The organism is Bacillus sp. 5RYD7K (genome assembly GCF_059831465.1).
Map to the genome: position 1 here is coordinate 1315818 of NZ_CP191200.1, position 15453 is coordinate 1331270.

12 protein-coding genes are annotated in these 15453 nt (G+C 42.7%); 10 read left to right on the plus strand and 2 right to left on the minus strand.

All coding sequences use genetic code 11. From position 1 onward, the window contains the following. Positions 1-281 precede the first annotated feature (281 nt). The 5 genes from tagD (at position 282) to tagH (ending at position 7147) form a co-directional block, all read left to right on the plus strand. On the plus strand, positions 282-671 hold the full coding sequence (tagD, locus tag ACQE26_RS06650) for a glycerol-3-phosphate cytidylyltransferase (RefSeq protein WP_016937747.1): 390 nt from the start codon (positions 282-284) through the stop codon (positions 669-671). Positions 672-807: 136 nt separating this feature from the next. Next, positions 808-2346, plus strand: coding sequence for a glycosyltransferase family 2 protein (locus tag ACQE26_RS06655; RefSeq protein WP_060964127.1), 1539 nt, complete (start codon positions 808-810; stop codon positions 2344-2346). A gap of 49 nt (positions 2347-2395) precedes the next feature. Further along, positions 2396-4570: a CDP-glycerol glycerophosphotransferase family protein gene (locus ACQE26_RS06660; protein WP_500471046.1), complete on the plus strand. Its 2175-nt coding sequence runs from the start codon at positions 2396-2398 to the stop codon at positions 4568-4570. A gap of 184 nt (positions 4571-4754) precedes the next feature. Continuing rightward, on the plus strand, positions 4755-5582 hold the full coding sequence (locus tag ACQE26_RS06665; RefSeq protein ID WP_016937750.1) for an ABC transporter permease: 828 nt from the start codon (positions 4755-4757) through the stop codon (positions 5580-5582). A 20-nt stretch (positions 5583-5602) separates the two neighbouring features. After that, positions 5603-7147 (plus strand): teichoic acids export ABC transporter ATP-binding subunit TagH, encoded by a 1545-nt coding sequence (gene tagH, locus ACQE26_RS06670; RefSeq protein WP_500471048.1) that lies wholly within the window; start codon positions 5603-5605, stop codon positions 7145-7147. A 39-nt stretch (positions 7148-7186) separates the two neighbouring features. Here tagH and galU read toward each other — a convergent pair whose 3' ends face one another. Then, positions 7187-8071, minus strand: coding sequence for a UTP--glucose-1-phosphate uridylyltransferase GalU (gene galU, locus ACQE26_RS06675; RefSeq protein WP_016937752.1), 885 nt, complete (start codon positions 8069-8071; stop codon positions 7187-7189). Positions 8072-8300: 229 nt separating this feature from the next. Between galU and wecB the strand changes: the two genes are divergently transcribed. Beyond that, positions 8301-9440, plus strand: coding sequence for a non-hydrolyzing UDP-N-acetylglucosamine 2-epimerase (wecB, locus tag ACQE26_RS06680; protein ID WP_060964130.1), 1140 nt, complete (start codon positions 8301-8303; stop codon positions 9438-9440). A 30-nt stretch (positions 9441-9470) separates the two neighbouring features. Here the strand turns inward: wecB and tagU are convergent, their stop codons facing one another. Then, positions 9471-10388: a polyisoprenyl-teichoic acid--peptidoglycan teichoic acid transferase TagU gene (gene tagU / locus ACQE26_RS06685; RefSeq protein WP_060964131.1), complete on the minus strand. Its 918-nt coding sequence runs from the start codon at positions 10386-10388 to the stop codon at positions 9471-9473. A gap of 181 nt (positions 10389-10569) precedes the next feature. Between tagU and lytA the strand changes: the two genes are divergently transcribed. The 4 genes from lytA to ACQE26_RS06705 all read left to right on the plus strand — a co-directional run bounded on the left by lytA (position 10570) and on the right by ACQE26_RS06705 (position 15430). Further along, the gene (gene lytA, locus ACQE26_RS06690; protein ID WP_016937755.1) at positions 10570-10887 is read left to right on the plus strand and encodes an acidic lipoprotein LytA; all 318 of its coding nucleotides are present in this window, start codon (positions 10570-10572) and stop codon (positions 10885-10887) included. Between the two features lie 32 nt (positions 10888-10919). Continuing rightward, positions 10920-13040, plus strand: coding sequence for a SpoIID/LytB domain-containing protein (locus tag ACQE26_RS06695; protein ID WP_500471051.1), 2121 nt, complete (start codon positions 10920-10922; stop codon positions 13038-13040). 21 nt (positions 13041-13061) lie between these two features. Further along, on the plus strand, positions 13062-14552 hold the full coding sequence (locus tag ACQE26_RS06700) for an N-acetylmuramoyl-L-alanine amidase (protein WP_500471053.1): 1491 nt from the start codon (positions 13062-13064) through the stop codon (positions 14550-14552). 218 nt (positions 14553-14770) lie between these two features. Next, positions 14771-15430: an exopolysaccharide biosynthesis polyprenyl glycosylphosphotransferase gene (locus ACQE26_RS06705; RefSeq protein ID WP_060964134.1), complete on the plus strand. Its 660-nt coding sequence runs from the start codon at positions 14771-14773 to the stop codon at positions 15428-15430. Positions 15431-15453 lie beyond the last annotated feature (23 nt).

Here is a 15453-nt window from a genome sequence, read left to right on the forward strand (position 1 = left end):
ACCTTCAGATAAACTTAACAATAGTTTTACAAAAATATAAATAAGATAACAATTTCTTTAATCATACGTGCAAAAACCCTGCTAAACTCCTATTGTAATAACATTTGTCAATAAGTGGAATTCAACTTCGTTTTACATTAGCTTAACCTTTTCAGGGCTATGTGATATAATGAGGTTCCATGAGTACGAAATTGGCACTTTAGTGATTAAGGATACAGCTGCACAGCATTTCAGGGCAGTTGCTTGTTATACGTATGATGATAGAAAGGAGCTTTTGTTTCATGAAGAAGGTCATTACTTACGGAACGTTTGATTTACTGCATTGGGGTCATATTAAACTGCTCGAGCGCGCGAAGCAGCTTGGAGATTATCTTGTCGTTGCCATCTCAACAGATGAGTTCAACCTTCAAAAACAAAAAAAGGCCTACCACAGCTATGAACACAGAAAGTTAATTCTTGAAACGATCCGTTATGTCGACGAAGTTATTCCGGAAAACAGCTGGGATCAAAAAGTCCGGGACGTAGCGGAGCACAACATCGACGTGTTCGTAATGGGAGACGATTGGGAAGGCAAGTTCGACTTCCTTAAAGATCAATGCGAAGTCATCTATCTCCCTAGAACCGAAGGCATTTCCACTACTCAGATTAAAAAAGAAATTGCCGGGGTGTAATTGAAACATTCGGATATGCAGATGATAAAGAAGTACTCCCTCCGGATAGGGAGTACTTCTTGTAATATAAGGTTATTTTCGCTATATTTGTTATGCGCTTTTTTAAAAAAGCTAGACAATAAGAGGAGAATTTAAAATGAATCTTAGTAACTTTTTTAAATTGAATAAAAAAGAGTCCAAGCCGTCCATAGAAGAACGTGAATATACCATTTTAAACAAAGAAGCATTGGCGGATGAAAAGAAGGTAGCGGTAGTCGTTCCCGTTTATAATGCAGAAGAATATGTGCGGAAAACAGTTGATTCAGTAATCCTTCAAAATATCGGCTTTCAGCATATTTCTTTAATTCTGGTCGATGATTGTTCAACTGATGATTCCAGAAACATTCTGACTGAATACGCCGAGCTGTATGAGAATATTACGGTCGTATTTCTGAAAGACAATACGGGAACCCCCGCTTATCCGAGAAACTTGGGAATTGAGCTTGCAAATGCAAAGTACATTACCTTTTTAGATGCGGATGATTGGTTTGCGCCGAACGGAGTTAAAATTTTATTCGACATGCTTGAAAGAGATCATGTGAATTATGCGGTCGGAAAAACGATCGAAATGCAGGTGAACGGGCAAAAAACAATCGGGAAACATGAGTCCTCACTGAACAGAGCGAAAGTATCGCCTTTTTCAATCCGGCATATTTTCTATCATCTCGGCCCGCGGGCAAGAATGATGAGCTTACAATTTCTAAAAGATAATGATATCAGATATCCGGAAATGAAATTTGCTGAAGATAAGCAATTTTTTATGGATGTTCTTTTGTCGTGCGGAGATATTTCAACGTCAACAGAACCGGTTTATTATTTGAACAGAATGGACAATAATGAGTCGCTGACAAAAAAGACGAATATTATGGAAAAAACCGATACGAACATAGCCGTAATGAAGTATATTCTGAACAAAAAATTAGATACTGAGAAAGAAAAGATGGCGATGAACCGTCTGATTGAATTCGATTCCATTACGCGGCTTTTCGATCGGATGCACTTCCTGAAAAGCGAAAATAAAGAAGCTTACTACAATAAATTCAATGAAATTCTGAATGTATTAAAGAAGACGAAGTACGATATTTCCGAGACGTTTTTTCATCCGATCCATAAAACAGCCTACCGCCTGCTGATTCAAAAACGGTATGATGAAGTCGAAAAGCTGTTCCGATGGTCTAAAAAAGAGCCCAATAAAAACATCGTGACCCGGGACGGACTGGCTTATTTAGAAAGCCCGCTGACGGATGAAGAAAATAAACTGGTCGAACTGCGCATGCACGGGGAAACGGAAAGCGCGGTGTTCGCCGATGATAAATTCACCATTACGTTCCGCTTGTTCGGACAGGACAGAAATAATGCCCAATATATTCAGTTTCAGCACAGAGAAAAAATGAAAGAATACCACCAGTTTCCGGTACAGTCACTGGGAGACGGGCGGTACGTCCTTGAACTCCCGTTACGTGACATTGAAAAAGTCGGACTTGGCGGTTATATTATGTATGTCATTTATAACGATTATGAACGGGTCATGTTAAACAGAGAAGACGATGAAAAGGTAACTGCAGAAGCGAACGGACTGCACTATCAATTCTACCGGACAGTGAAGGAGAACCTATCGCTGAAAGTATCAAAATGATGATTGTGATTGGATATGTTTAATTGAAACAGAGGAGTAGACTTATTTTATGGGTATAGAAAATCCTGTCAGATACAAGTTAAAACATCTTAATATAAAGGAAGATACATTCAGTATTACGATATCCTGTGAAAATGCCGCTTTAGAGGAAGAGCCTTCTCTTCAGATTATAAATCGTAAGACAAAAGCGGAACTTTCCGTCCCTCTGAAACGGTTGCCCGGAGAAAGCGGGGAGTACCATGCTGTCATGGGCACGGAGCTGCTTTCTGAACATACGGACGGCAAAGGATGTCTTGATTTCTATGTCTCCTTTATCAATGATGACAGTGATATCAATAAAAAACGGTTAAAATCCAGCCTTGAACCTATTGAACTGTCTTCTTATAAAGATGAGGCTCATCATATGTTCTTTTTCCCTTACACGACCAAGAAAGGGAATTTCTCCTTAAAGCTGCTGCAGAGAAAGTTCGTCACACGAATTGATGAAATGGAGCTTGAATCTGACGGCAGCTTACATCTGAAAGGTTTTGCATTCCGGCTGAATGCAGCAGAAACCTTAAAGATAAAAGAAAAAAACCTGATTCTGAAAATGAAAAAAGGTAAAGAAGAGGAGCCTCTCATTCTGAAGTATCCGCTTCATGACGTGCCGAGACACGACCTTGATGAATATGTTCAGGATACAACGGCACTTGACACGATAGGCTTTGATACAAAAATTGATTTGAATGCCATTTATAAAGAATTGAATCAGCAGCTTATCTTTCAATTCCATATTCAATTCATTTTTGAAGATGCCGGGACGGGTGAAGAGGTTATCACCAACAGCAAGCCGTTAAAGGCACTGAAATCTGAACAAGTAAACCCTAACCAATTCACGATTCTGAAAACGGAAAAAGGACCTGCCAGATTTCATGTTTTCACGAAAAAGAAAACAAAAAATCTCCATCTGAGAATGAATGATTACAGTTTCAGCACCCGCGTCGAGTATTTTGTAAAAGGAAAGCTGAAACGGGGCGCATCCTTTGTACGCAAAAGAAAGAATAAGCTGAAAAAGTTTATTGAGAAAAGAATACAAAACACTTATAAAGCAGGATTCAGGCTTGCAGGGAAAATGCCCGTCAAACAGAAATTTGTCATGTTTGAAAGCTTTGCCGGAAAACAGTACAGCTGTAATCCGCGGGCAATTTACGAATACATGAGCAAAGAAATGCCTGAATACCGTCTGTGCTGGAGTGTAAATCCCGCTTATACACAGACATTTAAAGATAAAGGAATTCCTTATATCGAACGTTTTACGTTTAAATGGCTGTTTGCCATGGCAAGAGCCGAGTACTGGATTGTCAACAGCCGTATGCCGCTGTGGATCCCGAAACCCGAGCATACGACATATGTCCAGACATGGCATGGAACGCCTTTAAAGCGTCTTGCCGTTGATATGGATGAAGTGCATATGCCGGGAACAAACACTGAAAAATATAAGCGCAATTTTACGACAGAGGCTTCAAAATGGGATTATCTGATTTCACCGAACGCATATTCAACAGAAATTTTCGCTCGGGCGTTTCAGTTTAATAAAACCATGATTGAATCTGGATATCCGCGGAATGACTTCCTTCAGACGGATAACAGCCCTTCTGTCATCAGAGCGCTGAAAGAAAAAATGAACCTTCCGCAAGATAAAAAAGTGATCATCTACGCACCGACATGGCGGGATGACCAATTTTATAAGAAGGGAAAATACAAGTTTGACCTTGATTTAGACCTTCACCAATTGAGAGAAGCGATCGGCGACCGTTACGTCATTATTTTACGGATGCATTATCTGGTTGCGGAAAACTTTGATCTCGGACCGTATGAAGGATTTGCGTATGATTTCTCCAGCTACGAAGATATCCGTGAGCTGTATATGGTCTCTGATTTACTTATAACGGACTATTCATCTGTCTTTTTTGACTATGCAAATCTGAAAAGACCGATGCTGTTTTATGTGCCTGATATCGAAACGTATCGGGATAAACTCAGAGGGTTTTACTTTGACTTTGAAAAAGAAGCGCCCGGCCCGCTGGTCAAAGAAACGGGTGACGTTATCAAGTGGGTGAATGAAACGGAATCAGACAATTATAAGCTTCCGGATTCGTTCGGGCCTTTTTATGAGAAGTTCTGTTATTTAGAGACCGGGGAATCGTCTGAAAAAGCCGTAAAAGTGATTTTCGGGGACAAGTAAATAAGTGCAAAAAAGCATAATTTAACCACGTTAATTATGCTTTTTTGCTTAAAAGACGGCATGTTGCGCTCACCGGCCGCAGGCTTGTTATGAAGTGAAAAATACATCGTAATCTGTTACAATTATGAGCGGTGCTTTTGTAAGTCAAAGCTATTACCAAAACTTACGACTAAGGAAGATTAGAATGAATGCATTGGTAAAAATTCTGAAAGAGCAATTCAACTCTTTTCCGCTGATTATGCGGCTTGCAGTGTACGAAACGAAATCAAAGTATCAAGTGAACTATTTGGGTATATTGTGGCAGTTTCTCAACCCTATGATTCAAATGCTGGCTTATTGGTTCGTATTTGGTCTCGGGATTCGCGGCGGACATGATATGGTGCTTGGAAATGGAGACAGCGTACCGTTCATCGTCTGGATGCTGGCCGGCTTAATTCCTTGGTTCTTTATCAGTCCGACGATATTGGATGCATCTAACAGCGTTTTTAAACGGATAAATTTAGTATCGAAAATGAACTTTCCGATCAGTTCACTGCCTTCTGTAGTGATAGCATCGAATTTATTCAGTTACTTTGTGATGATGGCGATTTATATTATTGTGCTGCTGAGCAACGGGCTGTTTCCGACGCTTCACTGGCTGCAATATATTTATTACTTGTTTTGCATGATCAGTTTTATGTTTGCTTTCGGCCTGTTTAATTCGACCATCAGCGTATTAATCAGGGACTATCAGTTTTTGCTTCAGGCCGTCACAAGGCTTCTCTTTTTTCTTCTGCCGATTTTCTGGGACATTGCCGAGAAATTTGGAAACAGACCTGAAGTTTTGACCATCTTGAAGTTAAACCCTCTTTTCTATATTATCGAGGGCTTTAGAGACAGCTTTATGGAAGGGCAGTGGTTTTTCCACGATATGAAATATACGCTGTATTTCTGGTTCGTCACACTGCTGTTGTTAACAGTCGGTTCACTTCTTCATATGAAATTCAGAGATAAGTTTGTTGACTTTCTTTAATATAGTAAGGAGATTATACGATGAAACTAAAAGTTTCGTTCAGAAATGTTTCAAAACAGTATTTTCTATATAAAAAACAGTCTGACAAAATTAAAGGGCTGTTTTTCCCAAACAGAAATCAAAAAGGTTTTTTCGCTGTCCGAAATGTTTCTTTTGACGTCTATGAAGGAGAAACGATCGGATTCGTAGGAATCAACGGTTCGGGAAAATCAACGATGTCTAATCTGCTTGCAAAAATCATTCCGCCGACAAGCGGTGAGATTGATATGAACGGGCAGCCGTCTTTAATCGCCATTTCTGCCGGATTAAACAATCAATTAAGCGGTAAGGACAACATTCGTTTGAAATGCTTGATGATGGGTCTCAGCAATCGGCAGATAGACGAGCTTTATGAAAAAATCGTTGAATTCGCGGATATTGGCGACTTTATAGATCAGCCTGTTAAAAGCTATTCAAGCGGTATGAAATCCCGTCTCGGTTTTGCCATATCGGCGCATATGGACCCTGACATCCTTATTATCGATGAGGCGCTCTCAGTAGGGGACCAGACTTTCTATCAAAAATGTGTGGACCGCATTACGGAATTTAAAGAACGCGGCAAAACGATCTTTTTCGTCAGTCATTCCATCGGACAGATTGAGAAAATGTGTGATCGGGTGGCTTGGATGCATTACGGCGAAATGCGTATGTTTGATGAAACAAAAGCGGTTGTGAAAGAATATAAAGCTTTTGTGGATTGGTTCAACAAGCTTTCAAAGAAAGAAAAAAAGAAATATCAAAATGAGCAGATTGAAGGCAGAACGCGGGCTGCCGAGGAACAGCAAATCACTCAGGCGCAGCAAAAGAAAGCGAAGCCCAAATTCATTGCCAATACGATTCAGATTACGCTGCTTGCATTGCTGGCTGCAGGAGCGGCTGCTTCGATGTTTTCAGACAAGCCTCTGCGTGCGATCGCATCTTTCGGCGACGTCAAACAGAGCGATGCCGGCCTTTATGAGTCTGTGAATAAACCTGCTTTGGTAAAAGCTGAAAAAGCGGATCTTTACGCCGGAAAAGATATAAAAGGGAAAATCTCGGCAAGTGTAAATTTCGGTACGAAGGTGCAGATAGAAGCCGAGAATAACCAAGCGGCCAAAGTGAGATTAAACGATAAAGAGTACTTTATGAAAAAGACTGATTTGCATAAAGTGAACGCTTTAAGAACGACGGATGTTCAGCTCAGTGATTTAAGCAGCAGTTTATCAAGCGAAACGACAGAAGAGTTTCTCTCATATATCAATAAGAGCCTTGACGACGTGCGGAGTAAATTGAAAAATCCAGCTGACGGGCAAACGGATGACGGACGGAAAGTATTAAAAGTATCCGATGCGAAAACGGATTTTGTGATTGACAATGATACAGTCTCCGAAGTGATTTTTCATTTATCGCGTCCCGCAGACATCTCAGCTTTAAGTGAAAAAGGCGGCAGCAAAATCAATCAGAACTTGTTCATGCTTAAAAACCAGAAATATACTTTCTCTGTGAACAACGCTGATCAAACACTGACCGTAACATCTAAAAAGTAAAGATCACATAAAAAAAGCTGCCGGATTCGGCAGCTTTTTCTATTCGTCAGCTTCTTCTTTTTCAAGAAGATCCTTCATAAACGGAATTAATTTATGGCGGATATCTTTGTCCTGTAAGGCAAATTCAAGCGTCGTTTCGATGAACCCCAGTTTTTCTCCGACATCGTAACGTTTTCCTTCGAAATCATAAGCGAAGACACGCTGAATGTCATTGAGCTTTTGGATGGCGTCCGTTAGTTGAATTTCTCCTCCTGCACCGACTTCCTGCTGTTCCAAATACATGAAAATTTCAGGAGTGAAAACGTATCTTCCTAAAATCGCCAAGTTGGAAGGAGCTGTGCCCGCTTCAGGCTTTTCTACGAAATTTCTGACTTGGTAACGGCGTCCTTCATTTGTTAACGGGTCAATTATTCCGTATCGGTGTGTATCACTTTCAGGAACTTGCTGAACCCCGATAATGGAAGACAATGTTTTTTCATATTCGTCCATCAGCTGGCGAAGTCCCGGTTTTTCGGCCTGGACAATATCATCGCCGAGAAGAACGGCGAAAGGTTCATCGCCGATGAAGTTGCGTGCGCACCAAACGGCATGACCGAGTCCTTTTGGCTCTTTTTGGCGGATATAGTGGATATCCGCAATGTTTGATGATTTTTTCACTTTTTGCAGCAGTTCGATTTTACCCTTCTCTTCCAAATTGCGCTCCAGTTCAGGCGCATTGTCGAAATGGTCTTCAATTGCTCTTTTTCCTTTTCCGGTTACGATAATAATGTCTTCGATGCCGGATTCGACAGCTTCTTCGATAATATACTGAATTGTCGGCTTATCAACGATTGGAAGCATTTCTTTAGGCATTGCTTTTGTGGCAGGCAAAAAACGTGTGCCTAAACCTGCTGCCGGGATAATGGCTTTGCGTACTTTCTTCACTGAATAACACCATCCTTGTTTCTGCTGAATCTTTTTTTCAGAACTATAACCTAGTCTTTTTCCACTTTACCACAATTGATTAAAATTCACACCTTTTAATCCGCTTCCAAAGAGTCTTGTAAAGGATTTTGCTTTGTTTGCCGTTAAGCTTTACAATATCTAAGAAACGGCATAAATATGTTAACATGAAGGGAATATCCGACATATAAAACGAGGTGCAGACAAACCGTTGAAAAAACTAAAAGTAATGACCGTATTCGGTACAAGACCTGAAGCAATTAAAATGGCTCCGCTCGTGTTAGAGCTTGAAAAATATCCGGAAATTGATTCACTGGTGACTGTAACCGCACAGCACAGACAGATGCTGGATCAAGTGCTTGAAGCATTCAGCATTAAGCCTGATTATGATTTGAACATTATGAAAGAGCGTCAGACGCTTTCTGAAATTACATCTCATGCCTTGCTGAAACTGGACAAGCTGTTCCAAGAAGTAAAACCAGATATCGTTTTGGTCCACGGAGATACGACGACAACTTTCGCGGGAAGCCTTGCCGCCTTTTATCATCAAATCGCGGTCGGCCATGTGGAGGCCGGTCTGCGTACGCAAAATAAATACTCTCCTTTTCCTGAGGAAATCAACCGGCAGATGACGGGCGTGATCGCTGATGTGAATTTTGCGCCGACAAGCCAGGCTGAACAGAATCTGCTTGCGGAAAATAAAAAGCCGGATTCTATATTTGTCACGGGAAATACGGCGATAGACGCGCTTCAAACGACAGTGCGGGAAGATTATTTTCATCCGATTTTTGAGAAACTGGACGGAAGCAGGATGATCCTCCTGACAGCGCACAGACGTGAGAACTTAGGAAGGCCGATGGAACAGATGTTTAAGGCTGTCAGAAGAGTCATTGAAGAGTTTGAGGACGTACAAGTCGTTTATCCCGTCCATTTGAATCCTGCAGTACGTGAGGCCGCAGAAGCCCATTTCGCTGATTCGGACAGAGTGCATTTAATAGAGCCGCTGGAGGTTGTGGATTTTCATAATTTCGCTGCGAAAGCCCATTTCATTATGACCGACTCAGGCGGAGTGCAGGAGGAAGCGCCTTCCCTCGGTAAGCCGGTCTTGGTGCTCCGGGATACAACTGAACGCCCCGAGGGAGTGAAAGCAGGAACATTAAAGCTTGCGGGCACCGATGAGGAAACCGTGTATCAGCTGACAAAACGGCTTTTAACCGATCAGGCCGAATATGAACGGATGTCAAAGGCGTCCAACCCCTATGGTGACGGATCTGCGTCAAAACGGATCGCGGAGGAACTGCTTTATCGGTACGGCTATAGAAAAAAACGTCCGCAGCCTTTTACAGAATAAAAAACTCTGCATCGCATGCAGAGTTTTTTATTATTTCAGGCTTTCTTTTAATTCTTTTTTGACTGAAGCGAGGCTTGCTTCATCTAATTTGTAATAATAGATATTGTTGATTCTCGTTCCCGTTCCCTTCAGTTCATGCTGAATAACTTTGCCGCGGGCGTTTTTATAGTCAGTCATAACCGTCCACATATCATCGAATGACATGTTTGTTTTCATATTGTTTTCAATGACCTTAAACATATCTCCGAATTTTGTGACAGACGAGATGTTTGCCCCTTTAGATATAATCCCTTCAATCACTTGGCGCTGGCGCTGCTGCCTGCCGAAATCCCCCCGGGGATCTTCTTTTCTCATACGCGTGTAGGCGAGTGCTTCTTCACCGTTCAGGCTGATGTTCCCCGTTCCGAACGAGTGCCCGTCGTAGTTGAAGGCAAACGTGCTGTTCACCGTAATCCCGCCGAGTGTATCCACCGTATCTTTGAAGCTTTCCATGTTTACTTTCACAAAATAATCTACCGGCACGTCAAGCAGGTCCTCGACGGTATCCGCGGCCATCTGCGTCCCGCCGAAAGCATAGGAGTGGTTGATTTTATCCATCGTACCTTTGCCGGAGATTTTCGTATACGTATCACGCGGAATGCTGACCATTTCTGTTGTATTCGTTTTAGGGTTGACGGTCATATAAATCATCGTATCCGCGCGCCCCTTATCATTTTTCCGTTCATCGACGCCCATGATTAAAACAGAAATCGGGTCCTTCTTTCCGAGATCTATATCTGTGTCACGTTTGTCCGATTTTTTTAAGTCTTCCTGAATGCTTGCCACCGTTGAAGCTGCTTTGTGCCACAAGTAGTAGACGTAGCCTCCTGATGATAAAACTAACAGTCCGATGATCGTTACGATTGTCAGAAGAACTTTTTTCTTCTTTCTTTTTCGTTCAGCCCTCATTTGTCATCACCTTTTCTATTAACTTTCACGATGCAATTTACTAATCTTTATAAACCCAGTCATATTTTTACTTCTAACCGTGTAATAGACGAAATTCTTAAAAAAAAGGTTACAAAAAGACCTTAAAATTACCTTAAAAAAAAGTTAGTATAAGACGATACATAAAGATGAGGTGAAAAAAATGAAAAAAACTGTTGCAGCTTCGTTCTTAATACTGCTTTTTTCAGTTGTGTTAGCAGCATGCGGAACGGCGGATCAATCAAAGAAGGGAAGCGGTTCTTCGGAAACGCAGGCTCAAAAAGAAACGGCATATTATGTCGGTATGGCGGATACGCACACAATTGAAGTAAAAGTCGATGATCAGCCTGTCAGCTTTGAATTTTCTGACGACTTCTCTGATGTTCTGAATAAATTCAGCGAAAATGACAAAGTCAGCATTACTTATTTCACAAATGATAAAGGCCAAAAAGAGATCAAGGAAATCGAGAAAGCAAAATAATACATCATGATCAGCAAAAGGCGGGATAAAAATTGAAGAAAACAATATGGGCTGTCTGTTTTTCTGTGATATTCAGCCTGGCTTTATTACCGGAAAGCACTTTTGCGGCCAGTTCTGATATCTCAGTAAAACTGACGAATTATATTGGTAATAAATCGACTCTGAATATCGAACCCTCCGGAACTTATAAACTGACGGGAAGCGGTGTGTCCTCCGTTGTCAGATTGGGAGGCGCATCCAAATATGATACGGCAAACGCCGCGACATCAAAGTATTGGAAAAATCCGTCCAACGTAGTCGTCGTTAATACGGATGCTTATTTTGCGGACACGCTTTCCGTCATTCCTTTAGCGAATAAACTGAAAGCGCCTGTTCTGCTGACTGAATCGAAAAAACTCAGCAGCAGCACGGAAGCGCAAATCAAAAAATACAACCCGGATAATATTTTAATCATCGGCGGGGCGAACAGTATTTCGTCAGCTGCGGAAAAAACATTGAAAAAATACGGCCGCACGAAACGGATCAGCGGAAAAAACAGATATGATCTGTCCAAAAATATCGCGGCCGAAATGGGCAGCTATGACCAGGCAATCGTAGTAACCGGAGATGTTTATACGGATGCGCTGGCAATCGCACCTTATGCCGCGCAAAACGGCTATCCGATTCTCCTGACGAAAAAAGACTCCCTCCCGAGCTACAATCTGCCTAAAAAAGTGATCATCATGGGAGGCACTTCAAGCGTCAGCAAAGATGTGGAGAATCAAATTAAAAAGAAAGCTTCAGTGACAAAAAGAATCACCGGTTCAAACAGATATCAAATATCAGCAAATGCAGTCACTTCGCTGGGCATGGATGCAAGCAAAGCAGTTGCTGCCAACGGGACAAAATTAGCGGACATCGTTGTCGGCTCGAATATTGCCGCCGCAAATCATATGCCGCTTGTATACATCAAAAAAAGTGAAACGCCGGCCGACGAAGCCAGCCTTTTTAAAGTAAAAGGCACCTATTCTTATACATTAATAGGCAGCACGAATTCAATTGCAGATTCAGTTAAGGATGCTTACGCAAAAGAGTTTTATCTTGTAAACGGGAAAACGTACCGCATTGAAACATCCGGCGGCAAACTAGGCGTTGCCGGTATTAACAGCGGAAAAACGTCTTTCAAGGCGGTTCCTGAAAAATATTCAACATCGAACACAATCAGCATTGACGGAAAACCGTATTTGGGGAATATGAGTTTTTCTGCGGAATCCGGCAAATATGTAAGACCTGTAAATGAAAACATTCCTTTTGAGGATTATTTGAAAGGTGTCCTGCCGAATGAAATGCCGGGAAGCTGGCCGACAGAAGCGCTGAAGGCTCAGGCTGTTGCCGCCCGCACCTACTCTATCAGCAAGACGGGACAAACAGTTGCGGATTCAACGGCTTTTCAGGTATACGGGGGATACAGCTGGTCTCCAAACGCCACCGCAGCCGTTGACGGAACAAAGGGGAAAGTGCTCACTTATTCCGGCAGATTGATAGATGCCACCTACTCGTCAAGCAATGGCGGCTACACTGAAGCCGGCGATGAAGTATGGGGCTCAAAAGTGCCGTATTTAGTAGCCAAAAAGGATACAAAAGATCCGGAAATCAGCTGGTCTTTAACATTGCAGAAACAGCAGCTGCCAGCCGGTCTGGATATGAAAAACCCCGCATCCTGGTGGTCCAAAACAAACGAAGCAAATGCTGCGCAGCTCAACGGAATAAAAAATTGGCTGATGAAAAATAAAGAAACCAATGCAAATTCCATAAAAATTGCAAGCATCTCTGATCTCTCGCTCACTGGAAAAACAAAAGGGCAGCGGGCAGAAGACGCCGCGGTGAAGGTGACATACCATGTGAATGACAAGTCGAAAGGCTATGTCATGAACAAGACTGCATCCTTTGAGGTGAAGGCGTCAGAGCTCAGAACGATGATCGGAGCTTCATCTTTTAAAAGTACATACGCCAGTGCGTCCGCTGATTCTGCGAAAATCACGATATCAGGAAAGGGATACGGACACGGCGTGGGAATGAGTCAATACGGAGCGAGAGAAAGAGCGGAGGCCGGAGAGCCGTATACTTCTATTCTTGCGTTCTATTATCCTAATACAGCACTTACAAACTACTAAACTTCTGTGGAGGAGATCGGATTGAAATTCATCATAAAATGTCTCCCTGTCTTCATTCTCGGGGTCATTCTTTTTGTCCCATCCGCTTTGGCTGACAACACGGTCAAAAGGATCGGCGGAAGCACCCGGTATGATACGGCTGTACAGGCGGCAAAACAATCATGGAGCGAAGCAAAAACGGTTATTATCACCGGCGGGACTTCATATGCCGATGCAATTGCCGCTGCGCCGCTTTCATATCAAAAAAATGCGCCGCTGCTGTTTACCAATAAAGATCAGCTGTCTGCCGGCACAAAAAAGGGATTAATTGATTTAAAAACGAAAAATGTGATTATCGTAGGCGGTACACCTGCCGTTTCGAAAAATACCGCAAATCAAATTGCTAAATTAGGCATCAGTGTCAAACGATTATCAGGGAGCACGAGATATGCCACAGCCGCAAAAGTGGCGGGTGAAATGACAAGATCTTCTACAGCCTTGGTGGTAAACGGGTTTGTTGATGCAGATGGGATGGCTGCGATTTCTTATGCATCCGCGAAAAAATATCCGATTTTATTCACCAATGATTCAACACTGAATGGATCCACGTCAAATGCGATCAAAAGCCTGGGGATTAAAAATACGATTGTCATCGGCGGCACCGGCAGCATCAGCAGCTCACTTTACAATAAGCTGCCGAATCCTTCAAGAGTCAGCGGCAAAAACCGCTATAACCTGTCTGTGAATCTTGCGAAAAAGACAGGCCTCAGCACAGGCTATACGTTTGTTACCAATGGTTTTAAAGAGCCGGATACCATCGTCGCAGGCGTTTTAAGTGCCAAACAGGGAAGAGTTCACCTTATGACGAATGGGGACAGCCTGTCAAAGGACGTCCGGACGTATATCGGAAGTAAACGCATCACCAGCTTCACCGTCATAGGGAGTGCATCATCTTTAAGCAACAATGCGGCATCGCAGCTTAAAAATCCAGTTGTCGGCAAAACGGTCTTTATTGATCCGGGACACGGCTACCAGGATTCAGGAGCAACGGGCAATGGCCTGCTTGAAAAAAATGTGAACCTTGATATCGCAACACGCCTAAACAATCAATTATACGGTGCGGGTGCGCTTACTGTAATGTCGAGGACAGGAGACACCTTTGATTCGCTTGAGGAGAGAGTGAGCAAAGGGGCGAAGGCGAATGCCGATATTTTCATCAGCGTTCATGCAAACGCGAATGATAACAGCAGTGCAAACGGTACGGAGACATATTATGATCCAACCTACCAATCCGCAAACAGTCTGAGGCTTGCCCAAAATATTCAGCCGAGAATGGTTTCTGCTCTCGGCACGCGTGACCGCAGTGTGAAAACTGCCGGATTTTACGTGATTAAGTATTCTAAAATGCCGAGTGTCTTGTTAGAAACCGGTTTTGTCACAAGCCCGATTGATGCCAATATTTTAAAACAATCAACGAAAAAGGACAGACTCGCGGCGGGGATCACCCAAGGCGTTTCCTCCTATTTCAGATAGTATTTTCCATTTAAAACAGACCGATTCATACCGGTCTGTTTTTTTATTTTTCATTATGGTTTGACTCAAATATGGATATGAATAGATTTACAATAAAAAAACAATAATCGAAACATTCTAATAAACATTAACGTTTCCTTTACTTCCAATTAACATCCATCTGCTAAACTCACGGCATAGGTCATCAAACATCCCAACAAATCGTGAGGTGTGTGTCAGTGGGAGCAGAGAAAAGCATGAATGTAAATAATAACTATGCAGTGCGGCAGGGGACTTCCGCTGCCGTAACGGAAAGAACGGCCCGTTATTTGGCTTTTAAGCGATTCATGGATATTGTGTTTGCGCTTGCGGGGCTTTTGGCGGCGCTTCCGATAATAGGCCTGTTCTCCATACTGATTCGTTTGGAGTCGCCCGGCCCGGCTTTTTATAAGCAGGAGCGGGTAGGCAAAGACGGGAAGCCGTTTTATTTGTATAAGCTCCGCTCTATGAAAATAGATGCTGAAAAATCGGGTGCGGTCTGGGCGCTGAAAAAGGATCCCCGCGTGACAAAGGTCGGCGCTTTTATCAGAAGGACCCGTATTGATGAGCTGCCGCAGCTGGTAAATGTGCTTCGGGGAGAAATGAGCCTGATCGGCCCGCGCCCCGAACGGCCCGTGTTTACGGAACAGTTTCAGGCAGAAATCCCGGGATTTACGGAGCGGCTGGCTGTTAAGCCGGGATTAAGCGGCTGGGCGCAGGTCAATGGGGGATATGACATGACACCGAGGGAAAAGCTGATGTTTGACTTATACTATATCCGCAACCTGACCTTTTCATTGGAACTGAAGATTATGCTCAAAACGTGCAAAGTAATCTGGACCGGTGACGGGGCACGATAAAAATTCTGGTCAGCAGACAAAAA